We start from the raw sequence: 26,282 nt of genomic DNA on the forward strand, positions 1-26,282 counted from the left end.
CGCACCACCCTCACCGGTGAAGGCCTGCAGCACGCCGACGGCCACTCCCCCATCCTGGCCGCGACCAACCCGGCCGTGCTCACCTACGACCCCGCATACGGCTACGAAATGGGCCACATCATCCGGGACGGCCTGGAGCGGATGTATGGTCCCGGCGCCGCCGCCAATGACCCCGACCGGAACCTCATGTACTACCTCACGGTCTACAACGAGCCCATCTTCCAGCCGGCCGAACCGGAGAACCTCGATGTCAACGGTGTGCTGAAGGGCATTTACCGGGTGTCGGCGTCGGACGCGGAAGGGCCCAAGAGCCAGATCCTGGCCTCCGGCGTGTCCGTCCCCTGGGCCCTCGAGGCCCAGCGGATCCTCGCCGAGGACTGGGGCGTCTCCGCCGATGTCTGGTCCGTGACGTCCTGGAACGAACTCCGCCGGGACGGACTCGCTGCCGAAGAGGAAGCCTTCCTCAACCCCGGCCAGCCCGCCCGCGTGCCGTTCGTCGCCCAGCAGCTCGCCGGGGCCGCCGGTCCGATCGTGGCGGTCACCGACTACATGAAGGCCGTCCCGGACCAGATCCGCCAGTTCCTGCCGCACCAGTTCGCCTCGCTCGGCGCCGACGGCTTCGGCTTCTCCGACACCCGCGCCGCAGCCCGCCGCTTCTTCAAGAACGACACCCACTCGATTGTGGTGAAGACCCTGCAGATGCTCGCCTCCCGCGGCGAGGTCGACGGCGGGGTCCCCGCCTATGCGATGGACCGCTACAAGCTCCTGGACGTCAACGCCGGCACCACCGGCGGAGCGGGCGGCGACGCCTGACGCCATCGAGTACGCAGTTGACGGCAGTGTCCGGCCCGGGACTGCCGTCAACTGTCATCCGGGTGCATAGGCTGGGACCATGGCTGATTCATCGGAACCACTCACCACGGCGGGGTCAACGACGGCGGTCCTGCTCGCCGCCGGCGCCGGGAGGCGGCTGGGACTCGGGCCCAAGGCGGCGCTCCGGTTCCGCGGCCGCACGCTCGTGGAAGCCCTGGCCGACGTGCTGCTCGACGGCGGCTGCCGGGAAGTGGTGGCGGTGCTGGGCGCGGACGCGGCAACGGTCCGTGCCGCCACCGACCTCAGCCGGCACCGGGTCATCGACAACCCGGACTGGGCCACCGGCATGGGCGGCTCGTTCCGGCTGGGCGTCGCTGCGGCAGCGCCGGAGGACCATGTGCTCATCGCACTGGTGGACCAGCCCGGGCTGACCCCCGAAACCGTCGCCCGCCTGCTGGCAGCCCACCGGCCCGGCCGGGTGACGGCCGCCGCCTACCGGGACGCGGAAGGGAAACTGCGGCGGGGCCATCCGCTGCTCATCGACGCCGGACTCCGCACTGAAGCCACGGACACGGCAACGGGCGACGCCGGAGCGCGCTTCTTCCTTCAGGCCCACCCCGGGCTGGTCGACCTGGTGGACTGCAGCGACCTCACCGGCGGTGCGGACCTCGACACCCCGGACCAGCTGCATCTCCTCGACTAGGACCCGGTGCCCGCCACTGCGCCGGGAGGGACCAGGAGCTCCTGAAGACCGCGCTTGAACCCGGACCGGCCGCCGTGGGCGGGATGCCTGATTTTTGGCACGTCCAGGCCGCTGCGCTGCAGGCTGCGGTGCGCCACATTCCCCACGGCCACCACCGTTTCGATGGGAAAAAGCTCCGTCAGCGCCTGCCAGAACGGGGTTCCCAGCGCCGCCTCGGCCGACGTCGGCGTGCGGTTGGACAGCGGCCGCCCGGGCACGTGGGTATGCCACGGGCAGGCACTCCACAGCAGGGGCAGGAAATCCAGTTCGGCCAGCACCGCCCACATCACCGTGGCCGTCGGCTCCGCCGCGACACCCGCAGCATCCGCCGGCAGCGCATACCCCTTGCCCGGCCCGAACAGCCCGAACCCGTTGGCGGGGCCCTCAAACATGGTGCGGTTGGTGAAGGGAACCCCGGTGATCCTCATGCCCCGGAAGCCCGGCGCCTCCCCCACCAGCAGCACTCTCGGGGAGCGATCCCGCATTTCCTGCAGGTAGATCGCCAGGTTCCGCCGGCGCAGTGCATTTCCCGGGGCGGTGTGGTCGAAGAAGTTGGCGCACCCCGGTCCCGTTTCCACCGAAGCGAGCCGGTCCACAAAGCCCCCGATGGCCGATGAATTCATTCCTGCCCGTTCCCTTGGCGTCTGGTCGGTCCACCAGAATATCCGGCCCGCCTCGCCGCCGACACAGGCCACTCCGCCACCGACACTGGCCGCCATAGCATGGGGGCATGGCGGACATGACCATCTTCACAGTGGGGCACTCCACCCACCCCATCGACGAATTCATTCGCATACTGCAGGCTCACGGCGTCAAGAAACTGATCGATGTGCGCACTGTCCCGAAGTCGCGGCACAACCCGCAGTTTAATGCGGATGCCCTGGCGGCGAGTGTGCGGGCCAGCGGGATCACGTACAGGCGAATGGAATCCCTCGGCGGCCTGCGGCATGCCCGGAAGGACAGCCCCAATGGCGCCTGGCGCAACGCGTCGTTCCGGGGATACGCGGACTACATGCAGACCGAGGAATTTGCCACTGCCATCGGCCAGCTGCTGGAACGCGGGCGGACCAACGATGCGGCGATCATGTGCGCTGAGGCGGTACCGTGGCGCTGCCATCGCTCGCTGATCGGCGACGCGCTCCTGGTCCGGAATGTCCAGGTCCTGGACATCATGACGGAGAAGTCCGCCAAACCCCACACCCTGACCTCCTTCGCACGCGTCGAAGGAGAGCGGATCTGGTACCCGGCGGGCTGACGGCCGGTAACCCCACCGCAACGCGGGAAGCTGCTACCAGCGCGGGTGGATCGAGGCGCGGAAGTACTTGTCGTAGATTTCCCGGACGCCGACGTCGAACGTTGCGTCGATCCCGTTGACCTCCGCCGCTTCGGCGTTGGAGCGGGCCTGCTCCACGTTGCGGGCGCCCGGGATCACCGTGCTGACGCCGTCCTGCGCCGCGATCCAGGCGATGGCCGCCTGGGCGGTGCTGACGCCGTCGGGCACCAGTTCCTCGAACTCGGTCACCGCCTGCAGGCCCTGCCCGAAGTCCACACCGGAGAAGGTCTCCCCGACGTCGAACGCCGCGCCGGCGCGGTTGAAGTTCCGGTGGTCGTCCGCCGCGAAGGACGTGTCCGCGGTGTATTTGCCGGAGAGCAGCCCCGACGCGAGCGGCACGCGGGCGATGATGCCGACGCCGGCGGCCTCCGCCGCGGGCAGCACCTCGTCCAGCGGCTTGAGCCGGAAGGCATTGAGGATGATCTGGACAGTGGCCGTGCCTTCGTGCCGCAGCGCTTCGAGGGCTTCGTCGGTCCGCTCCACGCTGACGCCGTAGTTCCGGATGGCCCCCTCCGCCGCGAGGGTGTCCAGCGCGTCGTAGACCTCGGCGTTGCTGTACACGGGGGTGGGCGGGCAGTGCAGCTGGACCAGGTCCAGACAGTCCGTCCCCAGGTTCCGCCGGGAGCGGTCCGTCCATTCGCGGAAGTTGGCCAGGTTGTAGTTCTCCGGCCGTTGTTCCGTCCGGCGGCCCATTTTGGTGCCCACCGTGATGTCCAGGCCCGGGTTGTCGGCCAGGAATTTTCCGATGGCCTGTTCGCTGCGGCCGTCGCCGTAAACGTCCGCCGTGTCGAAGAACGTGACCCCTGCTTCCGCCGAGGCGGCCAGGATGGCCTGCGCCTGCGCGGGGTCCACGTTGCCCCAGTCCGCGCCAAGCTGCCAGGTCCCCAGTCCAACGATGGAGACGTTCCGTCCGGTCTTGCCCAAGATTCGTTGTTCCATCATCCGACTATAGGCCGGACCTGCACTGGGGTGGTCTGCCCGGCTTCCTTCAGGCCCAGGTAGATCTTGTCCCGGGCAATGGGCAGCTCCGCGAACCGGACCCCCGTGGCGTTGCGGATGGCGTTGGCCAGCGCCGGCGCCACCGGGTTGAACGGGCTCTCGCTCATGGACTTCGCGCCCAGCGGGCCCAGTTTGTCGCTGGTGTCGGCGAAGTACACCTCGCTGCGCGGCACGTCCGCGAAGGACGGGATGTGGTACTGCCGGAGGATGTCCGTGGTGACCCGGCCGGCGTCGTCCACCCTGACCTCCTCATACAGCGCGGCGCCCAGCGCCTGCGCGATCCCGCCTTCGATCTGCCCGCGGCACTGCCGCGGGTTGACCACGACGCCGGCGTCGGCGGCCTGGACGCTCTGCAGGATCCGCAGCTCCCCCGTCCCGGTGTTAACGGCCACCCGGAAGCCGTGGACGTTGAACGCCACGGACCGCGGGGTCCCGCCCCAGTGCCCCTCGCCGGAAAGGTCGACGCCGGCCACTGCGGCGGCGTCGTGCAGTTCCGTCAGCGGCACCCGGGTTCCCTCGCACACCACCGCGTCCTCCTCCAGCACACACCCGGAGGCCTGGACCTGGCGGATGCCGGCGGCGAAGGCGCGGATCCGCACCGCGAGTTCCTCGGCCGCGGCCAGCGTGGCCTTCCCGGCCACCACCGTCCCGGCCGAGCCGAAGGCGCCGGAATCGTGGTCCACCAGGTCCGTGTCCGACTGCCGGACCGTGATCCGGCCCGCTGTGGTGGACAGGGCGGTGGCTGCGAGCTGGGCGTGCACGGTGGTGGTGCCGTTGCCGAATTCCGCGGTGCCCACGTCCACCCGGTAGGTCCCGTCGGGCAGGAGCCGGAGCCTGGAATGCGCGAAGTGGCCCCGCGGCGGGACCGTGTCGATCATGGACAGCGCCGAGCCCTCCCCGGTGACCCAGTCCGGGCCGAGGTCCTCGAGGCCGGCGTCCCGGTAGCGTTCCCGGCCGCGGTCCAGGGCGTCCTGCACGAGACGCGTGCACTGGTCCAGCCCGTAGCTGCCGTAGAGCACGTCCTCCTCCGGGTCGGGGTGGGTGGAGAGCATGTCGTCGCCCTCGCGGACCATGTTGCGGCGGCGGAACTGCATCGGGTCCATGCCGATCCCGGCGGCGAGCTCGTCCACGGCGGACTCGATGGCGAAGACCGTCTGGCTCAGTCCGTAGCCGCGGAAGGCCCCGGACGGCACGGTGTTGGTGTACACCGCGTGGGCGTCCACTTTCTTGTTGGCGCAGTTGTACACGGCCAGGGATTCGCCGCAACCGTGGAACATCACGCCCACGGAATGGTTGCCATAGGCGCCGGCGTTGGTCAGCACCTCCAGCTGCAGGGCCGTCAGCTTGCCCTCGTTGCTGGCGGCGGCCTTGAGGCGGATGGTGAACGGGTGCCGGGTGGTGGAGGCCGTGAACTGCTCGCTGCGGGTGAATTCCAGCTGCACCGGGCGCCGCAGTTTCAGCGCGGCGAGCGCCACGATGTCCTCGGTGAGGACTTCCTGCTTGCCGCCGAAGCCGCCGCCCACCCGTCCCGCGACCACCCGGATCCGGTCCTCGGGGAGGTCGAAGACCCGGCCCAGGGTGCGCCGGACCAGGAAGGGCACCTGGCTGGAGGTGCGGATCTGGAGCCGGCCGTCGTCGTCGATCAGGGCGATGGCGGCGTGGGTCTCCAGGGCGGTGTGCTGCACCCGCTGGGTGCGGTAGGTCTGCTCGTGGATGAAATCCGCGGCGGCGAAGGCCGCGGCGACGTCGCCCAGTTCGGAGTGCAGCTCGGCCACGACATTTTGTTCCGGCCGGCCGATGCGGGCCGTCGCGGCGTCCTTGTCGCCGTGGACCAGTGGCGCGCCGGGGCGCATGGCGTCCTGCGGGGTGAACACGGCATCCAGCACCTGGTACTCCACTTTGAGTGCCCGGACGCCGGCTTCCGCCGCGGCCACGCTGTCGGCGACGACGGCGGCGATCCGCTGCCCGACGAACCGGACCACGTCGTCGAGCACGCGGGTGTCGTCCGGGTCGTCGGTGTAGAGCTCGTGCTGGGCCGTGGAGAACAGCTGCGCGGGCGCGTCCTCGTGGGTGAAGACCGCCTCGACGCCGGGAATCCGCAGGGCGTCCGCGGAGTCGATGGACAGCACGCGGGCGTGGGCGTGCGGCGAGCGCAGGAGCTTCACGTGCAGGAGCCCGGACAGCTCGGCCGCCGGGACGTCCAGGGTATAGCGCGCTGCGCCGGTGACGATGGCCCGGCTGGCGGGGGCCGGGACGTCGTCGCCCAGCTGGCCCGGGCGCGGCTCGGGCTGGCTCTCGCCGGCTATCCCGGATCCCGGCCCCGCGGGGTCCGGGTGGCTCGATTCGCCGTGCGCGGCCCCGCCGCAGACGGCGTCCGCAATGGCCCGGTAGCCCGTGCAGCGGCACAGGTTCCCCTTGAGGTTCCGGGGCAGGTTGGCCTTCTGCTCGTCGTCGAACGTGGCCGCCGTCATCACCATGCCCGCGGTGCAGAACCCGCACTGGAAGCCCTGCCGCTCCATGAACTGCTGCTGCATGGGGTGGAGTCCCGCAGCGCCGGTTTCGCCGCCGGCGTCGGTGCGGGCGGTGCCGGCCAGGCCCTCCACCGTGGTCACAGCCCGGCCCTCCGCGCGGACCGCGGGGTAGATGCAGCTGTGCACGGGGGCACCGTCCACGTGGACGGTGCAGGCCCCGCAGTCGCCGCCGTCGCAGCCCTTCTTCACGCCGAAGTTGCCCTGCTCCCGCAGGAACGTCCGCAGGCACTGCCCCGGCCTGGGCTCGGCCTGTGCCAGGGTGCCGTTGATCGTGATTGCGTCATTGATCTCGATGGCCATGTTCAGGCCCCTTCCTGCTGTGGCGAAGCCTGCAGTGCCTGCTCCTGCGGTGACGGGCGCCGCGGCGGCCAGAAGTCGCCGGAGACGCGGGCCGGCTCGGTGCCGGCCGAGGCTGCCAGCTCGGCGCGGATTTCCTCGGCGAGGCGGTAGGTCATGTCCTTGCGCCAGACCGGCAGGCCGTGGATGTCGTCGTGGTAGAGCCCGTCCGGGATGGCGGCGTCCAGCGCGGCGGCGAGTCCGGCCGCCGCGCGGCCTCCTGACTCCGCACTGCTGCCGGCGCCGGGGCTGCCGGTGCCGGGGGCGCCGGTGCCGCCGGTGCCGGTGCTGCCAGAGCCGGGGAGGCGGAGCTGCACGGGGCGCTTGGTGGCGGCGGTAACGGTGAGGACCAGGGTGCCGTCGGCGTCGAGCCTGCCGATCAGCAGCACGCCGGAGCGGCCCAGATTGCTCAGCGACAACCGGCGGAACGCCACCCGCGAGGCAAGGGCCGGCGCCGGCAGGTGGATACTGCGGAGCAACTCGCCGGGCGCCAGGCAGTTGCGCCCGTCCCCGGTCACAAACTCCGCCACGGGGACGGTGCGGCTGGCGCCGCCCGGACCGAGCACCGTGCCCACGCCGTCCAGGGCCGCACAGAGCGAGATCATGGGTCCGGCCGGCAGGGAGGTGCAGAGGTTGCCGCCCACGGTGGACATGTTCCAGACCTTAAAGGACGCCACAAAAGAATCGCAGCACGGCCGGATCAGCTCCAGCGCGGGCCACGACGCCGCATGCGCCCGGACGGTGTCGCCGGCGGGCAGGGCATACAGCTCCGCGACGGTGCAGGTGGCCGCGAGTTCGATCCCTTCTTCGGACACGGTGATGGCCGGCCAGCCGGTGGAGCCGAGGTCCAGCAGCCGCCGCAACGGCTCCTGGCCGAAGGCGAAGCTGCCGTAGGAAAACAGCACGGTGCCGCCGGCCAGCCAGGCGTCGCCGGCCTGCCAGTCGGCCGGATCCGCGGTGCGGACCACCGCCTCGATGGTGTTCATGTCCATGGCATCTCCTGGTGGTGCGGGGTAAGGATTTCCGGCGTGCGGTGCGGAGTGTTCAAATCCGGGGTGCGGATTTCCGGGATATGGGGCTCCGGCATAGGGATTTCCGGACCGCCGTACGGATGGATCGGTCCGCTCCCGTGTTTCAAGGACAGCCCGCGGGCGGAACGGGTCCGGGCTGCCACCAGCTCCGCGGTGATGGAGACGGCCACCTCGGCCGGGGTGACCGCGCCGAGGTCCAGCCCAATTGGGGAATGCAGCCGTTCGATCTCCGCCGGCGCCACCCCGGCGGCGAGCAGTGATTCCAGCCGCTGGCGGTGGCTCCGCCGCGATCCCATGGCCCCGACGTAGGCCAGGTCCAGGCGCAGCGCGGTCTGCAGCAGGGGGATGTCGAACTTGGGATCATGGGTGAGCACGCAGACAACGGTCCGGGCGTCGAGCCGGCCGGACGCAGCTTCCGCGGCCAGGTAGCGGTGCGGCCAGTCCGTCGCCACCTCGTCGGCCGGGGCGAAGCGCTCCTGCCGGGTGAAGGCCGGCCGGGCATCGCACAGGGTCACGTGGTAGCCCAGCAGCCGGGCGGCCGGCACCAGGGCCGCGCCGAAATCGTTGGCGCCGAACACCAGCATCCGGGCCGGCGGCAGCCTGCTCTCCACCAGCACGGTGATGGGCCCGGCGGCGGGCCGGTCCGCGTCGCCGTAGCAGCCGGATTCCGCCGCCAGCCGTACCACCCCGGTGGTCCCGCTTCTCAGCAGGGGCTCCAGTTGCGCGGCGGCCGCCCGGAGCCGGGGGCTGGTCCCGCCGGGTACTCCCAATAGCGCGGCCACGGCCTCGGACTGCGCCACCCGGTAGCTGGCCGGATCCGGGATGATGACGGCGCCGGCACCCCGCCGGGCACCGGTACCTCCCGGGGACCCGGCGTCGAGCCGGCGGATGAGCGCCAGGCCCGTGCCGGGGCCGTGGGCGTCCGTGGTGTTCAGGACCTCCGGCCGGAGACCGCCGAGGGCATCCGTCAGCAGTTCGATGTGGACGTCCAGCTCGCCCCCGCAGGTGAGCCCGACGGCGAACGCGTCCTCGGCGCTGTAGCCGAAGAACTCGCGGCGGGTGCCGCCGTCGGCCATCACCTCCAGGGCCGCAGCCACGACGGCGCCCTCGACGCAGCCGCCGGAGAGGCTGCCCAGGACATCGCCTGCCGCGGACACCAGCATGGAGGTTCCCACCGGGCGCGGCACGGAACCGTTGGCGGCCACCACTGTGGCCACGGCGCAGGGCTGGTCTGCGGCGGCCGGCGGCCAGGCCGCCAGCGACGGCATCAGGTCCAACATGGCTGCACCTCTATTTCCTGCACGGCGATGGTGTGCATATTCTCGTTCCAATCGTTGTCCGGGGACAGCACTGCCGCGGCGGCGTGGCCCAGAATCGCTGCGCTTTCGGATTTTCGCACCCGGGATCCCGGGTGCGGCGGTCCGAAAGCGCAGCGAAAGTCCGGATGTCAGGCGCCGAGCAGCGCGTTGATGGGGCCTCGGGCGAAATAGACCAGGAATCCGGCCGTCACCACCCACATGAGCGGATGGATCTTCTTGGCCTTCCCGGACGCTGCCCCGATGATGACCCATGAGATGAAGCCGACGCCGATGCCGTTGGCGATCGAGTAGCTCAGCGGCATCGTGACGATGGTCAGGAACGCCGGCAGGGCCACCGCGAACTTGGTGAACTTGATCTCGCGGATCTGGGCCATCATCATGGCGCCCACCACCACCAGGGCGGCGGCGGCTACTTCCAGCGGAACCACGCTGGTGAGCGGCGTAAGGAACATGGAGCCCAGGAACAGGACACCGGTGACCACGGAGGCCAGCCCGGTCCGGGCGCCCTCGCCGATGCCCGCGGCGGAATCGATGTAGACGGTGTTGGAGGATCCCGAGGTGGCTCCGCCGGCAACCGCGCCGACGCCTTCGACGATGAAGGCCGACTTGAGCCGCGGGAACGTGCCGTCCTTGTGGGCGACCCCGGCGCTCTTGGCGAGTCCGGTCATGGTGCCCATGGCATCGAAGAAGTTGGTGAAGACCAGCGTGAAGACCAGCATGGTGGCGGCAAGCCCGCCGATCCGGCCGAATGCACCGAACAGGTCGAACTGTCCCACCAGGCCCAGGTCCGGCGCCGACACCAGCTGGCCGGAGAGCACCGGGGTGTTCAAGTGCCATCCGCCTGGGTTTGTGTCGCTGCCGGGGCCGATGCGCAGGACCGCCTCGACGAGAGTTGCGAGCAACGTGGTGGCGACGATCCCGATCAGCAGTCCGCCCTGAACCTTGCGGGCCACGAGGATGCCCATGACGAGGAGTCCGACGATGAAGACGAGGGTGGGAACTGAGCTGATGGAACCGTTGTCGCCCAGTTGCACGGGGGGCCCGGCTGTCGTCGCCCGGACGAAGCCCGAGTCGACGAAGCCGATGAACGCGATGAACAGGCCGATGCCGACGGTGATGGCTGCCTTCAGTTCCTTAGGGACGGCCCGGAAGATGGCCGTCCGGGCGCCGGTGACGCCGAAGAGCACGATCAGGATGCCGTTGATGACCACCAGGCCCATGGCCTCGGGCCACGTGACCTCGTTGATCACCGAGACTGCGAGGAAGGAGTTGATGCCCAGTCCCGCGGCCAGGCCAAACGGCAGATTGGCTACCAGCCCGAACAGAATGGTCATCACGCCGGCGGTGAGTCCGGTGACCGCGCCGACCTGCGCGGCCGACAGCCAGCCGCCGGCCACGTCGGTGGGGGCGTTGCCGGCGCTGAAGCCGCCCAGAATCAGCGGATTCAGGATCACGATGTAGGCCATGGTGAAGAACGTGACCAGGCCGCCGCGGAACTCGCGGGCGAGTGTCGAACCGCGCTCGGTGATGTGGAAGAAGCGGTCCAGGAAAGCGTTGGACGCCGGCGGCCGGGTGTTGCGGTCCTGCCGCTTGGCGTGGGCTGCGGCGTTGGGGGCCGGCGCCGTTGCCGGCTGCGGGCCTTCGTGGGACTGATCGAGGATTGTCATCTCAGCCTCCGGCCCTAGTAGTCAATCCTGGAACCGAGCGTGTTCCAGGTGTGGAACGGTTCCAGCACTGCAGGGGCCTGCGGATCGCCCAGATCCAGCTTGGACACCGGCATCAGGACATCCCGGTTGTCGTTCTCGAAGTACTCGTAGAAGACGGCATCATCGAAGCCGACCGAGGCGGCGTCGTGCCGGTCCGCCGCGAAGACGACGCGCTCCACCCGCGCCCATAGCGCGGAGGCGAGGCACATGGGGCAGGGCTCGCAGCTCGTGTAGAGGGTGGCCCCCCGCAGGTCGAACGTGCCCAGTTCGGAGCAGGCGCGCCGGATGGCCGTGACTTCGGCATGGGCGGTGGGATCGTTGGTGGCGGTGACGCGGTTGACGCCGTCGAACGCTTGACCGCTCGCGGTGACGATGACGGCGCCGAACGGCCCGCCGCTGTTCAGGACGTTGGCCGTGGCCAGTTGGATGGATCTGGCCAGAAAATGTTCGGCCGTGACGGTGCTGCTCATGATGCGACTCCCTTTGCCGGGAAGCCGGGTATACCGAGGTGAGACGGAAGGACCAGATGCGACGGTTACCAGACTTCAGCGTGTGCTTTTGAGGGTTAGGTTGCGCCTGGTAGATAGCTTCCCCGGGGTCCGGGGGCCCGCCTTTGGCAAGATCGAGATTAGCACCGGAAAGTGAGCTGCGCCATAGATTTCTGGAAACTTAATTTCGGGATGTGAAATTTATGTTTCCGGATTCTCACTCCGTCGGGCCATTGACGGATCGGCCGCGGCCACCCTAGCCTGTTGAAACCCGGCTTCGATGCCGGGCACCCTGGATCAGCAGACAGGGCATCACTGAGCTGGCATTCCCTTCCCACGCTCAGACAGGAAACCATGATGCCCACACCGTCCCCGCAATCCCGGCTCTGGATCAAAAATCCCCGCGGCGCCTTCACCGCCAACAACCTCGACGCCTCCGGCGGAGTGGTGGTCAGCGGCGGCGTCATCACGGAGGTGCTCGCCGCCGGCCAGCTGCCCTCCGCCCCTTGCAGCGAGATGTTCGACGCCGGCAATCACGTCCTGCTGCCCGGCCTCATCAACACGCACCACCACTTTTACCAGACCCTCACCCGGGCGTGGGGGCCGGTGGCCAACGCGCCGCTCTTCCCCTGGCTCCAGAACCTGTACCCGGTGTGGGCGCGCCTCACACCCCGCGATTTGGAGCTGGCCACGACCGTGGCGCTCGCCGAGCTGCTCCTGTCCGGCTGCACCACCGCGGCGGACCATCACTACCTCTTTCCGGACGGCATGGAGGACGCCATCGACATCGAGGTTCGGGCCGTGCGCCGGCTCGGCATGCGGGCCACGCTCACCCGGGGATCCATGAGCCTCGGGGAGGACGACGGCGGCCTGCCGCCGCAGTCCACCGTGCAGTCACCGGACGTGATCCTGGCCGACAGCGAACGGCTCATCGGCGAGTACCACCAGCGAGGGGACGGCGCCACGATCCAGATTGCGCTGGCCCCGTGCTCGCCGTTTTCCGTCACCCGGGAGATCATGGCGGAAAGCGCCGCCCTGGCGGAGCGGCACGATGTCCGGCTGCACACCCACCTCGCTGAGACCCTGGACGAGGAGGAGTTCTGCCGGGAGATGTTCGGCCTGCGGACCGTGGACTACCTCGACAGTGTGGGCTGGCTGACCGGCCGGACATGGCTGGGTCACGGCATCCACTTCACCGACGGCGAGATCGCAGCGCTGGGGGCCGCCGGCACCGCCGTCGCGCACTGCCCCACGTCCAACATGCGTCTGGCCTCCGGAACCGCGAGGGTGCTGGAACTGGAGGACGCCGGGGTGCCCGTGGGGCTGGGTGTGGACGGCTCGGCGTCGAACGATGCCTCCAACATGATCCTGGAGGCGCGGCAGGCGCTGTACCTGCAGCGGCTGCGCTACGGCGCGCAGGTTCCGGTGGAACGGGCGCTGGGCTGGGCCACGAGGGGCTCCGCCGCAGTCCTGGGCCGGCCGGACCTGGGCCAAATAGCCCCCGGGATGCAGGCGGACCTGGCCCTCTTCACCCTGGACGAACTGCGCTTCTCCGGCAGTCACGACCCCGTCGCGGCCCTGCTGCTGTGCGCGGCCGACAGGGCGGACCGCGTCATGGTGGGCGGACAATGGCGCGTGGTGGACGGCCACATTCCGGGGCTGGACCTTGCCGGGCTCATTGCGGAGCACTCCGCCGCGGCGCGGAGACTGGTGAACGGCTGAACGATTTCCGACCGCCTTCGCCGGTATGCCGCGGGTCTGGCTGCGGCATCCGATCGTTGCTAGCGTGTCGGAATGAGCCCATCGAAGGCCCCGGCCGAGATCCTCAACATCGCCGGCACTGAGGTTCGGATCTCGAGCCCGGACAAGGTGGTGTTCCCCGAACCCGGGCTGACGAAGTTGGACCTGGTGCGGTACTACCTCGCCGTGGCGGATGGTGCGCTGCGGGGCGCGGGCGGCCGGCCCATGGTGCTCAAGCGCTTCCCGAAGGGCATCGACGCTGAGCCGTTCTTCCAGAAGCGCGTGCCGGAAAACCATCCGGACTTCATCGACACGGCGACCCTGCACTACGCGTCGGGGACATCTGCCGAGGAGGCCGTCATCCGGGATGCCGCGGGCCTGGCGTGGGTGGTGAACCTCGGCTGCCTGGACCTCAACCCGCATCCGGTGCGCGCCGAGGACCTCGAGCACCCCGACGAGCTGCGTGTCGATCTGGATCCGATGCCGGGAGTCGGCTGGTCCCAGATCGTCGACGTTGCGTATGTCGCCCGCGACGTGCTCGGCGACGCGGGACTCGTGGGGTGGCCGAAGACCAGCGGGTCGCGCGGACTCCACATCCTGGTGCGCATCTCGCCGCAGTGGTCATACCGCGACGTGCGGCTTGCCGCCGAGACCCTGGCCCGCGAGGTCGAAAACCGCGCGCCCGGCCTCGCCACCGCGCGGTGGTGGAAGGAGGAGCGCGGCGAGAGTGTGTTCGTCGACTTTAACCAGAACGCAAAAGACCGCACCGTGGCCTCGGCGTACTCGATCCGGCCTCTGCCCGACGCCCGGGTCTCGACGCCGCTCGTATGGGACGAGGTCCGCTCCGCGCGGCCGGAACTGTTCACGGTGCGCACAGTGCCCCGGCGCTTCGCGGACGGGGGCGACCCACACGCCGGCATCGACGGTGCGGCGGGCTCACTCGACAAACTCCTCGCGTTGGCGTCCGAGCTCGGCCCCGCCGAAAAGCCCCCGCGCGGCGGGGACGGCTCCGGCCGCCGGCAGTCGGTGATGCCGCTCATCGAAGTGGCCCGCACCAGGACCAAGCCCGAGGCGCTCGCGGCGCTGGATGAGTGGAAGACCCGGCATGCGGACATCGTCCCGGCGCTGCACCCCGCCGACGTGCTGGTCGACGGAATGCGCGGATCGAGCTCGCTCTGGTACAGGGTGCGGGTGAACCTGCAGCATGTCCCCGAGGCGGAGCGTCCGCCGCAGGAGGAGCTCATTGCCGACTACGACCCCTGGGCGGGCAAGGAGTGGCCGGGGCGCCCGGGGTCCTGACACGGGGCGCTCGTTGAGGCGCGCCCCTCCAGTACGACAGAACCCCTGCGGGGGTTAGCGGCCGAACAGCGGCAGCGCGCGCAGCCAGCGGGAGAATCCCCTGCCGGCGCGGTCGCAGTCGGCCGGGATGTAAAAGTCGGGATCCGTGGCGCCGAACGGCAGGTACAGCTCCTGGCCGGGCGCCGGAAAGTCAGCGACGTTGTTTTGATCCTGCTGGTCCATCTGTTCCTCCTCATTCTTGCCATTATTCCGTATTGTTTCCGCATTTCGGAAACTATTTATTGTCCTATGGAAACTGTAAGACGCGGGCCCGCGCCCGTCAACACCCTCCGCGCCCGCCGCAGACCCCGCCCGGTCACAATCGGAAAGTTGGGATTGTGATGTACACCACCGCCGGCCTGGGCTAACCTTGAAGGTAATTCGTGGCCCAGGTCACGTAACCTGGGAGCAGCAGGCAGGGTTGTAATGAGCTGGCGTCAACTGACGTCGGCTCTTTTTTGTGGGCCGGCGGTGAAAGAAACGAACGCGAAACGCGTACGAAATTTCTATGTGGGAGTTTGATTCCACATACCGGAAGTTGGGAACCACACCATGAACAACAAGATCGTCCTCGGACAGAACCAGTACGGTAAGGCCGAAGTCCGCGTCGTCAAGATCACCCGCGACACTGAACGCCACGAGATCGAAGACCTCAACGTCACCTCGCAGCTCCGCGGCGACTTCGCGGCGGCCCACCTGGAAGGCGACAACAGCCACGTGGTGGCCACGGACACGCAGAAGAACACCATCTACGCCTTCGCCCGGGAGGGCATCGGCTCCCCGGAAGCCTTCCTCCTCCGGCTCGGCGACCACTTCACGTCCAGCTTCGACTGGGTGACCGGCGGCCGCTGGGAGGCCGAGTCGTACAGCTGGGACCGCATCCAGGCCCACGGCGCGGCCCACGACCACTCCTTCGTGCGCAACGGCCAGGAAGTCCGGACCGCAGTGCTGGTCCGCGACGGCGCCGACCGGCACCTCATCTCGGGGCTCAAGGACCTGACGGTCCTCAAGTCCACGCAGTCAGGCTTCGTCGGCTACCCGCGGGACAAGTACACCACCCTGCCTGAGACCACCGATCGGATCCTCGCCACGGACGTCTCCGCACGCTGGCGCTACAACGCCGGCACCGATTTCAGCGCCCTCGATTTCAACAAGAACTACGACGACGTCAAGGCCCTCCTGCTGGAGGGTTTCACCGAAAAGTACTCCCACGCCCTGCAGCAGACCCTGTTCGATATGGGCACCAAGGTCCTCGAGGCACACAGCGAGATCGACGAAATCAAGTTCTCGATGCCCAACAAGCACCACTTCCTGGTGGACCTCTCGCCGTTTGGCCTCGACAACCCCAACGAGGTCTTCTTCGCCGCCGACCGCCCGTACGGCCTCATCGAGGCCACGGTCCAGCGCGAAGAGGCAGCACCGGCCGACGCCGCTTGGTCCGGCATCGCCGGATTCTGCTAGGCACCCCCGCCCGTTCACAACGCCGCGGCCTGTTCCAGGGCCAGCCCCAGCGCCGGCCCCGGAACAGGCCGCCAGTACCCCACCAAGCCACATCTGTTAGCCAGACACTGTTAGCCAGACAAAGACGTCTGCCATGAACCAAGAAAGTCTGCCATGAACATGAAAAAGAAGCCGTCCGCGGTCAAGTCCCGCTCCGGCCGCACACAGTCCGACCGGCCCGAAGACGAACGCCTCCCGATCGGCAGCACCTTCGCCTACGGCCTCCAGCACGTCCTGACGATGTACGGCGGCATCATCGCACCCCCGCTCATCATTGGCGCGGCGGCCGGAATGCCCTCCGAGGAAATCGGCCTGCTGATCGCAGCCTGCCTCTTTGTGGGCGGCCTCGCCACCATTCTCCAGACCATCGGCATCCCGTTCTTCGGCTCCCGGCTTCCGCTGGTCCAGGGCGTCTCGTTCGCGGGCGTCTCCACCATGGTGGCGATCGTGGATGAGGGCGGCGGGATCCAGTCCGTGTTCGGTTCGGTGATTGCCGCGTCGCTGATCGGCCTGCTCATCACACCGCTGTTCTCCAAGATCATCCGCTTCTTCCCGCCGGTGGTCACGGGAACGGTCATTACCGTCATCGGGCTGACCCTGATGCCGGTGGCCGCGAACTGGGCCATGGGCGGCAACAAGGCCGCGCCCAACTACGGTTCCGTGGCCAACATCGGGCTGGCGGCGGCCACCATGGCCATCGTGCTGCTGCTGAGCAAGGTGGGAAGCGCCACCATCTCGCGGCTTTCCATTCTCCTGGCCATGGTGCTGGGCACGGTCATCGCCTTTATTGCCGGCATGACGGACTTCTCCAAGGTGGCGCAGGGCCCCATCGTGGCGTTCCCCACCCCGTTCGCCTTCGGGCCGCCCACGTTCCACGTCGCGGCGATCATCTCGATGCTGATCGTCATCCTGGTGACCCTCACGGAGACGTCCGCGGACATCATTGCCGTGGGTGAAATCGTGGGCACCAAGGTGGACTCCAAGCGCATCGGCGACGGCCTGCGGGCCGACATGCTCTCCAGCGCCATCTCGCCGCTGTTCAACTCCTTCACCCAGAGCGCCTTCGCCCAGAACGTGGGGCTCGTCGCCATCACGGGTGTCAAGAGCCGCTTCGTGGTCAGCGCCGGCGGCGCCATCCTGGTGATCCTGGGCCTCCTCCCGGTCCTGGGCCGGGTGGTAGCCGCGGTGCCGACACCGGTACTGGGCGGTGCCGGCGTCGTACTCTTCGGCACGGTGGCCGCCAGCGGCATCCGGACGCTGGCGAAGGTGGAGTACAAGAACAACATGAACCTGGTCATCGTGGCCGCGTCGATCGGCTTCGGGATGATCCCGATCGCCGCCCCGACCTTCTACGATCAGTTCCCGTCGTGGTTCGCCACCATCTTCCACTCCGGCATCAGCTCTGCGGCCGTGATGGCCATCCTGCTGAACCTGCTCTTCAACCACCTCAAGGCGGGCAACTCGGAAAACCAGTCCGTGTTCGTGGCGGGGACCGGACGAATCGTGAAGGAACAGGACCTCAAAGGCCTGGCCGACGGCGACCGCTTCGAGGGCGGCAAGCTGATCGACTGCGACGGCAAGGAAGTCCCCGTGGAGTCGGCGTCGAAATCCGAGCACTGACGGCCGGCGGCACCACCGTTATGAATGCAGCGGCCCCTTTCCCGAAAGGAAAAGGGGCCGCTGCGCGGCCGCGCGGGCCGCAGTTTGAATGCCGGGGCTCAGGCCTTGTTGAGGTCCTGCGAGATCGCCAGGGCGGCCTCGCGCAGCAGCGGCACGGCCCTTGCGGCGAACGACTCGTCCACCCGGGACACAGGGCCGGAGACGGAAATCGCGGCCGGGGTGGGCGCATTGGGGATGGCGATCGCGAAGCAGCGGACGCCGAGCTCCTGCTCCTCCTCGTCGATGGAGTAGCCGCGGTCCCGGATCAGCTTCAGGTCCGCAAACAGGGATTCGACGTCGCCGATGCTCTTCGGCGTGGGGGTGGGCATGCCCTTGCGGGTGACGATGCCGCGCACCGTCTCGTCGTCCAGCTGGGCCAGGATGGCCTTGCCCATGCCGGTGGCGTGCATAAAGCCGCGGCGGCCCACCTCGGTGATCATCCGCATGGAGTGCAGCGACGGGACCTGGGCCACGTACATGACCATGTCCGAGTCCAGCACCGCCATGTTGGCGGTTTCCCCGAGCCGCTCCACCAGCGACTGGAGCTCCGGCCGGGCCAGCGCGCCCAGCTGCTTGTTCGCGGCCTCACCCAGGCGGATCAGGCGCGGGCCCAGCGCATAGCGGCGGTTCGGCAGCTGCCGGATGTAGCCGAGGGTGACCAGCGTGCGGAGCAGCCGGTGGATGGTGGGCAGCGGCAGGTCGGTGGAGGAAGACAGTTCACTGAGGGTGACGTCGCCGCCGGCATCAGTGATCAGTTCCAGAAGTTCGAAAACGCGTTCAACGGACTGCACGCCTCCGGGGGCTTTTTCCGCCATGGCTTGGGTCTCCTGAGAGTTCGCTTGCGACAACTTTTATCCGCATCGTGAAAAAAGTGCTTAGTAGACCCAAGATACAGCACCGCCTGCCCGCCGTCGACGCCGCGTCAGAGTCACATTCGGGGCTTGTATTTCCACAAAGTAGATAATAATATCCATAATACGAAATAAGTGATTGCAGAGAGCGCCCGTCCGCGGGCCGACTAGGAGGAAATTCAATGGCGAATCCGAGCCCCGGAAATTCGATCACCCTGCGCGTGGAGGCACCGTCCAGCTTCACCGCCACGTCCGAGCTGGCCGCCGCCGTCGGAGCCGCCGGCGCCGCGATCACCGCCCTGGACGTCACCGAATCCCACCACGAGACACTGGTGGTCGACGTCACCTGCAACACCACGGACGACGACCACGCGGCCCGCGTCAAGGACGCGCTCAACGCGCTCGACGGCGTCACCGTCCGCAACGTCTCCGACCGCACCTTCCTGATGCACCTCGGCGGCAAGCTGGAGGTTGTCCCAAAGGTCGCGCTGCGGAACCGCGACGACCTCTCCCGCGCCTACACCCCCGGGGTGGCGCGCGTCTGCCTGGCCATCGCGGAAAACCCCGAGGCCGCCCGGAACCTGACCATCAAACGCAACACGATCGCCGTAGTGACCGACGGGTCCGCCGTCCTGGGCCTCGGCAACATCGGCCCGGCCGCGGCACTGCCCGTCATGGAAGGCAAGGCGGCACTGTTTAAGCAGTTCGCCAACGTCGACGCCTGGCCGGTCTGCCTGGACACCCAGGACACCGAGGAGATCATCAGCATCGTCAAGGCCCTCGCCCCGGTCTACGGCGGCGTCAACCTCGAGGACATCGCCGCGCCGCGCTGCTTCGAGATCGAAAACCGGCTCCGCGAGGAACTCGACATCCCGGTCTTCCACGACGACCAGCACGGCACCGCCATCGTCACGCTCGCGGCCCTCGCCAACGCCCTGCGCGTGGTGGACAAGAAGCTCCCCGAAGTCCGGATTGTGGTGTCGGGCGTCGGCGCGGCCGGCTCGGCCATCATCCAGCTGCTCAAGGCGCAGGGCGCGCGCAACATCATTGCCGCCGGGCGCTCGGGAGCGATCCACTTCGGCGAACAGTACGACGACGAGCACCGCACTTGGATCGCCGAGAACACCAACGAACAGGGTTTCTCCGGCACCCTGCACGAGGCCCTCAGGGGAGCCGACGTCTTCATCGGCGTCAGCGCACCGCACGTGATCGGCGAAGAGCAGGTGGCTTCCATGGCCAAGGACGCTATTGTGTTCGCCATGGCCAACCCCACGCCGGAAATCGACCCCGTGGTCGCGTCACGGCACGCCGCCGTGGTGGCCACCGGCCGCAGCGACTTCCCCAACCAGATCAACAACGTTCTGGCGTTCCCCGGATTCTTCCGCGGCCTGCTGGACGCCGGGGCGTCGGACATCACCCCCCAGATGCTCGTGGCCGCCGCCGAGGCAATCGCGAACCGGGTGGCTGACGACGAGCTGAACGCCAGCTACATCATTCCCAGCGTCTTCGACCCCCACGTGGCCTCCGATGTCGCCGCGGCCGTTGCCGCCGCCGCCCACGCAGCGGCCCCGGCCGCAGCTCTCTCCCACGCCTGATCCGCCGCCTGACCAAGCGCCTGATTCACCGCCTGACTCACCGAACAGGAAGGACCACAATGGCTCTCACAATTTCAGCCCACCGCCCCGTAGACCGCGCGGAGGAGATCCTCACCCCGGAGGCGCTGGCCTTCATCGAGGAACTGCACCAGCGGTTCGCCGCCACCCGCGGGGAGCTCCTCAAGGCCCGTGCGGTCAAACGGGAGGAAGTGGCCCGCACCGGCCGGCTCGACTTCCTGCCGGAGACACGGGACATCCGCGAGGGAGACTGGACCGTCGCCCCGGCCCCCGCAGCCCTCCAGGACCGCCGGGTGGAAATGACGGGCCCGGCCGCACCGGCGAAAATGGCGATCAACGCCCTCAACTCCGGGGCAAAGGTCTGGCTCGCCGACCTCGAGGACGCCAGCACCCCCACCTGGTCCAACGTGATCGAATCGATCCTGAACCTCCGCGACGCCGCGGCGGGCACGCTGGCGTATACCTCCCCAGAGGGGAAGGAATACACGCTGCGGACCGATGCCCCGCTGGCCGTCGTCGTGGCCCGCCCGCGCGGCTGGCACATGAGCGAGCGCCATCTGCTGATCGGCGGCGAGCACACCGTGGGAGCCCTGGTGGACTTCGGCCTGCACTTCTTCCACACCGCCAGGCGGCTGCTGGACAACGGCCAGGGCCCGTACTACTACCTGCCCAAGATGGAGAGCCACCTTGAGGCCCGCCTCTGGAACGAGATCTTCGTCTTCGCCCAGGACTACCTCGGCATCCCGCAGGGCACCATCCGCGCCACGGTCCTGATCGAGACCATCCCCGCGGCGTTCGAAATGGACGAGATCCTCTACGAACTCCGCGACCACGCCTCCGGCCTGAACGCCGGGCGCTGGGACTACCTGTTCAGCATCATCAAGTACTTCCGCGACGCCGGCCCGCGGTTCGTGCTGCCGGACCGCGCCACCGTGGCCATGACCGCGCCGTTCATGCGCGCCTACACCGAGCTGCTGGTCAAGACCTGCCACCGCCGCGGCGCCTTCGCCATGGGCGGCATGGCAGCCGTCATCCCCAACCGCCGCGAACCCGAGGTGACGGCCCAGGCCTTCGAGAAGGTGCGCGCGGACAAGACCCGCGAGGCAAACGACGGCTTTGACGGTTCCTGGGTGGCCCACCCGGACCTGGTGCCGGTCTGCCGGGACGTCTTCGACGCGGTCCTGGGCGACCGGCCGAACCAGCTGGACAAGCAGCGCCCGGAAGTCTCCGTCACCGCGGACCAGCTCCTGGACGTCGCCTCCGCCGACGGCACGGTCACCGAGGCCGGCCTGCGCCTGAACCTCTACGTCGCCATCGCCTACACCGCGGTGTGGATCTCGGGCAACGGCGCCGTCGCCATCCACAACCTGATGGAGGACGCCGCGACGGCGGAGATCTCCCGCTCGCAGGTCTGGCAGCAGATCCGCAACCAGGTGGTCCTCGCCGACACCGGCCGGACCGTGACCCGCGAGCTGGTGACCGGGATCCTGGCCGAAGAAACGGAGAAGCTCCGCGGCGAGGTGGGCGAGGACGCGTTCGCGAAGCACTACCTGCCCGCCAGCAAGCTCATCGGCGATATCTGCCTCTCCGAGGACTACACGGACTTCCTCACCACCCCGGCCTACGAATTGGTGGGCTGAGCCATGGCTGCATCGCCCTCCGGGGCGCTCTCCGCGGCGGACCTGGGCAGGATCGATGCCCAGCTGGCGGCGACGGATGAGCTACTGGAACGTAACTACCCGGGCGACGACGGCACCCGCCAGCCGGTGCACACCGTCTATGTCCCGGCCGACCGCTTCACTCCGGGGTTCGCCGCCGGCTGGGGCGCCCAGGCGCTGGCTGCCGCCGACGCCCACGGCGGACTGGAACAGCTCTGCACCCTGCTCGGCCAGGATCCCGCACTGGCCGGCGCCGTCGCCCCCCGCGTGGCCGCGAAGCTCGGCAGCGAGCCGATCGAGGACCTCCGGCTGGACTTCGAGGACGGCTACGGGGACCGGGGTGACGACGCCGAGGACGCGGACGCCGTCACTGCCGCGGCCGCCGTGGCCGCCGCGGTGGCCGACGGCAGTGCCCCGCCGTTCATCGGGATCCGGTTCAAGTGCTTCGAGGCGCCCACCCGGGCCCGCGGGCTGCGCACCCTGGACCTGTTCGTCTCCGGCCTGGCCGCCGCCGGCGAGCTCCCGGAGGGGCTGGTCCTCACCCTGCCGAAGGTCACCACCGTGGCCCAGGTGCAGGCGATGGACTACGCCGTGTCCCGGCTGGAGGAGGTCCACTCGCTGCCCGCCGGACGCCTGCGCTTTGAGGTCCAGGTGGAAACGCCGCAGCTGATCCTGGGCCCGGACGGCACCTCCCCGGTGGCACAGCTGCCGCACGCCGTTCCCGGCCGGATCAGCGCCCTGCACTACGGCACCTACGACTACTCGGCGTCCCTGCAGATCTCCGCGGAATACCAGTCCATGGAGCACCCGGTGGCGGACTACGCCAAGGAAGTGATGCAGCTGGCCGTGGCCGGCACCGGCATCCGGCTCTCCGACGGGTCCACCAACGTCATCCCCGTCGGCGACGGGGTGCAGGACGCCTGGCGGCTCCACGGCCGCCTGGTCCGCCGCTCGCTGGAACGCGGCTACTACCAGGGCTGGGACCTCCACCCCGCCCAGCTGCCGAGCCGCTTCGCCGCCACCTACGCGTTCTACCGGCAGGGTCTTCCCGCCGCCGCCGCGCGGCTCCGCAACTATGTGGAGCGCACCGATGGCGGCGTGATGGACGAACCCGCCACGGCCAGGGCCCTCGCGGCCTTCGTGCTGCGCGGCATCCAGTGCGGTGCCGCCGGCGCGGAGGAAGTCCTGGAACTGAGCGGCCTCGCACTGCCCCGGCTGACCGCCCTGGCGCACCCCCGGCTGGCCCAGCCGGCCGCCGCCCACAACCACTGACCCCATTTACACAGGAGTGACCCAATGAGCACCTACTTTTCCCCCGAAGGCGGCCTGCCGCCGCAGACCCAGCTCCTCACCGACCGCGCCGTCGTCAAAGAGGCCTACACCGTGATCCCCAAGGGGGTGCTGCGCGACATCGTCACCAGCAACCTCCCCGGCTGGACCAAAACCCGCGCCTGGATCATCGCCCGCCCCATCGCCGGGTTCGCCACCACCTTCTCGCAGCTGATCGTGGAGGTGGCGCCGGGCGGCGGCAGCGACAAGCCCGAGGCGGAGGCCGGCGTCGAAGGCGTCATCTTCCTCACCAAGGGCGAACTGACACTGACCCTCGACGGCGAAATCCACCACCTGGAGTCCGGCGGCTACGCCTACCTCGCCGCCGGCTCGGACTGGAAGGTCTCCAACGATTCCGCCGGGGACGCCGCCAGCTTCCAGTGGATCCGCAAGGCCTACGAGCCGCTGGACGGCTTCACCGCGAAGTCCTTCGTGACCCGCGACCAGGACGTCGAACCGCGGCCTATGCCGGACACCAACGGCGCCTGGGCGACCACCCGTTTCGTGGATCCGGACGATCTGGCCCACGACATGCACGTCAACATCGTCACGTTCCAGCCGGGCGGCTCGATCCCGTTCGCCGAAACCCATGTGATGGAGCACGGACTCTTTGTCCTGGAGGGCAAAGCCGTCTACCGGCTCAACGACGACTGGGTGGAGGTCGAGGCCGGCGACTTTATGTGGCTCCGCGCCTTCTGCCCGCAGGCCTGCTACGCCGGCGGACCGGGCCCGTTCCGCTACCTGCTCTACAAGGACGTCAACCGGCAGATCCGCCTCACCTAAACAAGTTCCCTGCGCTGCTCCCGCCCGGCCGGACACCCGTCACTGCCCCACCCCGGGAGGGCGGCCCGGGGCGCTGCCGGATGCCATATGGCGTTCGACGGCGCCCCGCGGCACGTCGGCTGCCTCCCCCAACACAGTGGCCCCTTGCGCATCCTTGTGCCCCCTTGTGCGCCCGGCGATGCTTGCTAGCCTGAGGCTGTGAAGTACGAGTCCCTGTGGATCGGAATGCTCCTTGGCGCGGCCCTTGGTCTCGTCATTGGAGTGGTCACTGCCGACAAACCGTTCACCGGTCTGCTGATCGGGCTGGGGGTCGGGGCGCTGGTAGGCCTGGCGGCCCGGAAAGACCCCACGAAGCGGTAGAGATATCCCGCGCCCCGCACTGCCGGGCCCCGGCCTCCCGCGCACTCCGCGCCTTGATTCCCCACGTCGCCCACCCCCTTGACTGACCTGCCCTACCTTCCCTACACTTTTCATAAAGCAGAATTAAGATTCCACAAAGCGGAAAATATAAAGAAACCTGAATTGGAAGCGACAGACGGGCAACGACGCCCGGTATCCAGTTCCCGCCCTCACCGGAAAGAACCCGCCATGACGTACTCCGTGAACTGCTCCATCCTCTTGACCGAACTGCCCCTCCTCGAGCGGCCCGCCGCGGCGAAGGCCGCCGGCTTTGACGCCGTCGAGTTCTGGTGGCCCTTCGCCTCATCGGTGCCCGGCGATGCCGAACTGACCCGCTTTGAGCGGGCCATCACCGATGCCGGCGTCCAGCTCGCCGGGCTCAACTTCAACGCCGGCGACATGCCGGCCGGGGACCGGGGCCTGGTGTCCTGGAAGGGCCGTTGCGCCGAGTTCAAGGACAACATCGACGTCGTCGCCGGGATCGGCGGACGGCTCGGCTGCACGTCCTTCAACGCGCTCTACGGCAACCGGCAGGACGAGCACACCCCGGAGGCGCAGGACGAGCTGGCGGTCCAGAACCTCGCCGCCGCGGCCGCCGGCGTTGCCGGCATCGGCGGCACCGTGCTGCTGGAGCCGGTCAGCGGCGCGCCGCGCTACCCGCTCCTCACGGCCGACGACGCCTTGCAGGTCATCTCCCGGGTGAAGGCGGAAACCGGTGCGGAGAACATCCGGCTCCTCGCCGATTTCTACCACCTGTCGGTCAACGGCGACGACGTCCCCGCCGTCATTGAAAAGCACGCCAAGGACTTCGGCCACATCCAGATCGCCGATAACCCCGGCCGCGGGGCTCCCGGAACCGGTGAGCTTCCCCTCGGCGATTGGATCGCCCGCAGCCGCCAACTCGGCTACGAGGGCTACATCGGCCTCGAGTACAAGGAACCGGCGGAGACCGCCTTTGCCTGGGCCATCCGCCAGCGCGTGGCCCGCTAGTCCCCACCCGCACCCGCACCCGCCACGCAGCACACCCGCGCTAAAAAGACTTCAGAAAAGAGAACCATCATGAGCAACGTTGCAGTCATCGGACTCGGAATCATGGGCCTGCCCATGGCCATCAACCTGGTCAACGCCGGCCACACCGTCACCGGCTTCAACCGCAGCCAGGACAAAATCGACAAGCTCGTCTCCGAAGGCGGCCGGGGCGCCACGAGCATCGCCGACGCCGTCAAGGACGCCGACGTCGTCATCACCATGGTGCCGGACTCCCCCGACGTCGAGGGAGTCGTCAGCGGGCCCGACGGCGTCTTCGCCAACGTCAAGTCCGGAGCCCTGTGGATCGACGCCAGCAGCATCCGCCCGGACGTCGCCAAGCGCCTCGCCGAGGACGCCAAGGCCGCCGGGATCCGCGCTCTGGACGCTCCGGTGTCCGGCGGCGAGCAGGGCGCCATCGACGCCGCCCTGTCCATCATGGTGGGCGGCGACGCGGCAGATTTCGAGGCCGCCCAGGATGTCCTCAACGCGGTAGGCAAGACCATCGTCCACGTCGGCCCCGCAGGCTCCGGCCAGACCGTCAAGGCAGCCAACCAGCTGATCGTCGCCGTCAATATCGAGGTCCTGGCTGAGGCCATCGCCTTCCTTGAGGCCTACGGCGTGGACACGGACGCGGCCCTGAAGGTCCTGGGCGGCGGCCTGGCCGGTTCCAAGGTCCTGGACCAGAAGGGCCAGAAGATGCTGGACCGCAACTTCGACCCCGGCTTCCGCTTGGCCCTGCACCACAAGGACTTGGGCATCGTTACCTCGGCCGCCCGCGAAGCCAACGTCGCCGTCCCCCTCGGCGCCGTCGTCGCTCAGCTCGTTGCCGCCACCGTCAGCCAGGGCGACGGCGGACTCGACCACTCCGGACTCTTCAAGCAGGTCCTGCAGCTCTCCGGCCGGAAGTAGCGCAGGCCGCCACTAAGCGGCCCGCCGCCCGCCGGCTGCTGCCCAGTCGTCGTCGGGCGCAACCCAACCGGCCGTCCGGGGGCACTTCGACACGGACACGCCGGCCGCCGTCGTGGATTACGACGCCGACTCCCCCAAAGTGCCCCGCGACCGCTCGCCGGGCCTCCCTTCAGCAC

The 26,282-nt window shown here is 68.9% G+C and carries 22 protein-coding genes and 1 pseudogene; 14 read left to right on the top strand and 9 right to left on the bottom strand.

The annotated features are described in order from the left end of the window. Both AC6EUH_RS17280 and nboR read left to right on the top strand, forming a co-directional pair. Positions 1 to 813: transketolase-like TK C-terminal-containing protein (locus AC6EUH_RS17280; protein ID WP_499739406.1), on the top strand; the 813-nt coding region annotated here is incomplete at its 5' end. A gap of 79 nt (positions 814 to 892) precedes the next feature. Further along, positions 893 to 1,516: a nicotine blue oxidoreductase gene (gene nboR, locus AC6EUH_RS17285; RefSeq protein ID WP_056430506.1), complete on the top strand. Its 624-nt coding sequence runs from the start codon at positions 893 to 895 to the stop codon at positions 1,514 to 1,516. Here the strand turns inward: nboR and AC6EUH_RS17290 are convergent. Beyond that, a complete protein-coding gene (locus AC6EUH_RS17290; RefSeq protein ID WP_499739407.1) occupies positions 1,513 to 2,178 on the bottom strand; it encodes a uracil-DNA glycosylase in 666 nt (221 codons plus the stop codon). The genes nboR and AC6EUH_RS17290 overlap by 4 nt on opposite strands. Before the next feature lie 107 nt (positions 2,179 to 2,285). Here AC6EUH_RS17290 and AC6EUH_RS17295 point away from each other — a divergent pair, with 107 nt between their 5' ends. After that, a complete protein-coding gene (locus tag AC6EUH_RS17295) occupies positions 2,286 to 2,810 on the top strand; it encodes a DUF488 domain-containing protein (protein ID WP_499739408.1) in 525 nt (174 codons plus the stop codon). Between the two features lie 33 nt (positions 2,811 to 2,843). Here the strand turns inward: AC6EUH_RS17295 and AC6EUH_RS17300 are convergent, their stop codons facing one another. From AC6EUH_RS17300 to AC6EUH_RS17325, 6 genes are all read right to left on the bottom strand, one after another. After that, the gene (locus tag AC6EUH_RS17300) at positions 2,844 to 3,827 is read right to left on the bottom strand and encodes an aldo/keto reductase (protein WP_499739409.1); all 984 of its coding nucleotides are present in this window, start codon (positions 3,825 to 3,827) and stop codon (positions 2,844 to 2,846) included. Then, positions 3,827 to 6,718 (bottom strand): molybdopterin-dependent oxidoreductase, encoded by a 2,892-nt coding sequence (locus AC6EUH_RS17305; protein WP_499739410.1) that lies wholly within the window; start codon positions 6,716 to 6,718, stop codon positions 3,827 to 3,829. The genes AC6EUH_RS17300 and AC6EUH_RS17305 overlap by 1 nt, the downstream gene beginning before the upstream one ends. 2 nt (positions 6,719 to 6,720) lie before the next feature. After that, a complete protein-coding gene (locus AC6EUH_RS17310) occupies positions 6,721 to 7,746 on the bottom strand; it encodes an FAD binding domain-containing protein (RefSeq protein WP_499739411.1) in 1,026 nt (341 codons plus the stop codon). Beyond that, positions 7,737 to 9,065: an XdhC family protein gene (locus AC6EUH_RS17315; RefSeq protein WP_499739412.1), complete on the bottom strand. Its 1,329-nt coding sequence runs from the start codon at positions 9,063 to 9,065 to the stop codon at positions 7,737 to 7,739. The genes AC6EUH_RS17310 and AC6EUH_RS17315 overlap by 10 nt, the downstream gene beginning before the upstream one ends. Positions 9,066 to 9,232: 167 nt before the next feature. Further along, entirely contained in the window at positions 9,233 to 10,771 is a 1,539-nt protein-coding gene (locus AC6EUH_RS17320) for an NCS2 family permease (RefSeq protein ID WP_499739413.1), read from the bottom strand. A 14-nt stretch (positions 10,772 to 10,785) separates the two neighbouring features. Further along, the gene (locus AC6EUH_RS17325) at positions 10,786 to 11,280 is read right to left on the bottom strand and encodes a nucleoside deaminase (protein ID WP_056430527.1); all 495 of its coding nucleotides are present in this window, start codon (positions 11,278 to 11,280) and stop codon (positions 10,786 to 10,788) included. 375 nt (positions 11,281 to 11,655) lie between these two features. Between AC6EUH_RS17325 and AC6EUH_RS17330 the strand changes: the two genes are divergently transcribed. Continuing rightward, complete coding sequence (locus AC6EUH_RS17330) at positions 11,656 to 13,020, top strand: 8-oxoguanine deaminase (RefSeq protein WP_499739425.1); 1,365 nt, start codon at positions 11,656 to 11,658, stop codon at positions 13,018 to 13,020. A 72-nt stretch (positions 13,021 to 13,092) separates the two neighbouring features. Further along, positions 13,093 to 14,337, top strand: coding sequence for a non-homologous end-joining DNA ligase (ligD, locus tag AC6EUH_RS17335; protein ID WP_499739414.1), 1,245 nt, complete (start codon positions 13,093 to 13,095; stop codon positions 14,335 to 14,337). 54 nt (positions 14,338 to 14,391) lie between these two features. Here ligD and AC6EUH_RS17340 read toward each other — a convergent pair whose 3' ends face one another. Beyond that, complete coding sequence (locus tag AC6EUH_RS17340) at positions 14,392 to 14,559, bottom strand: hypothetical protein (protein ID WP_200913045.1); 168 nt, start codon at positions 14,557 to 14,559, stop codon at positions 14,392 to 14,394. Between the two features lie 369 nt (positions 14,560 to 14,928). On the opposite strand from AC6EUH_RS17340, the gene pucL reads away from it, so the two are divergent. Both pucL and AC6EUH_RS17350 read left to right on the top strand, forming a co-directional pair. After that, complete coding sequence (gene pucL, locus AC6EUH_RS17345) at positions 14,929 to 15,837, top strand: factor-independent urate hydroxylase (protein WP_499739415.1); 909 nt, start codon at positions 14,929 to 14,931, stop codon at positions 15,835 to 15,837. Positions 15,838 to 15,990: 153 nt separating this feature from the next. Further along, complete coding sequence (locus AC6EUH_RS17350) at positions 15,991 to 17,496, top strand: nucleobase:cation symporter-2 family protein (protein WP_056430539.1); 1,506 nt, start codon at positions 15,991 to 15,993, stop codon at positions 17,494 to 17,496. 98 nt (positions 17,497 to 17,594) lie between these two features. Here the strand turns inward: AC6EUH_RS17350 and AC6EUH_RS17355 are convergent, their stop codons facing one another. Next, a complete protein-coding gene (locus tag AC6EUH_RS17355; protein ID WP_056430542.1) occupies positions 17,595 to 18,350 on the bottom strand; it encodes an IclR family transcriptional regulator in 756 nt (251 codons plus the stop codon). A gap of 218 nt (positions 18,351 to 18,568) precedes the next feature. Between AC6EUH_RS17355 and AC6EUH_RS17360 the strand changes: the two genes are divergently transcribed. The 7 genes and pseudogenes from AC6EUH_RS17360 to AC6EUH_RS17390 form a co-directional block, all read left to right on the top strand. Next, complete coding sequence (locus tag AC6EUH_RS17360) at positions 18,569 to 19,981, top strand: NAD-dependent malic enzyme (RefSeq protein ID WP_056430544.1); 1,413 nt, start codon at positions 18,569 to 18,571, stop codon at positions 19,979 to 19,981. Positions 19,982 to 20,040: 59 nt separating this feature from the next. Further along, the gene (gene aceB / locus AC6EUH_RS17365; RefSeq protein ID WP_499739416.1) at positions 20,041 to 21,639 is read left to right on the top strand and encodes a malate synthase A; all 1,599 of its coding nucleotides are present in this window, start codon (positions 20,041 to 20,043) and stop codon (positions 21,637 to 21,639) included. Positions 21,640 to 21,642: 3 nt separating this feature from the next. Further along, entirely contained in the window at positions 21,643 to 22,929 is a 1,287-nt protein-coding gene (locus AC6EUH_RS17370) for a DUF6986 family protein (protein WP_499739417.1), read from the top strand. 24 nt (positions 22,930 to 22,953) lie between these two features. Beyond that, entirely contained in the window at positions 22,954 to 23,769 is an 816-nt protein-coding gene (locus tag AC6EUH_RS17375) for a bifunctional allantoicase/(S)-ureidoglycine aminohydrolase (RefSeq protein WP_056430552.1), read from the top strand. A gap of 198 nt (positions 23,770 to 23,967) precedes the next feature. Beyond that, positions 23,968 to 24,129 carry a glycine zipper domain-containing protein gene (locus tag AC6EUH_RS17380; protein ID WP_156367585.1) on the top strand — a complete coding sequence of 54 codons (162 nt, stop codon included), beginning with the start codon at positions 23,968 to 23,970 and terminating at the stop codon, positions 24,127 to 24,129. Positions 24,130 to 24,357: 228 nt separating this feature from the next. Then, positions 24,358 to 25,158, top strand: coding sequence for a hydroxypyruvate isomerase family protein (locus tag AC6EUH_RS17385; RefSeq protein WP_499739418.1), 801 nt, complete (start codon positions 24,358 to 24,360; stop codon positions 25,156 to 25,158). Between the two features lie 45 nt (positions 25,159 to 25,203). After that, positions 25,204 to 26,106: pseudogene (locus tag AC6EUH_RS17390) on the top strand (2-hydroxy-3-oxopropionate reductase); the annotation flags it as partial. Positions 26,107 to 26,282: the final 176 nt, after the last annotated feature.

Source organism: Arthrobacter sp. 001422645 (genome assembly GCF_059816125.1).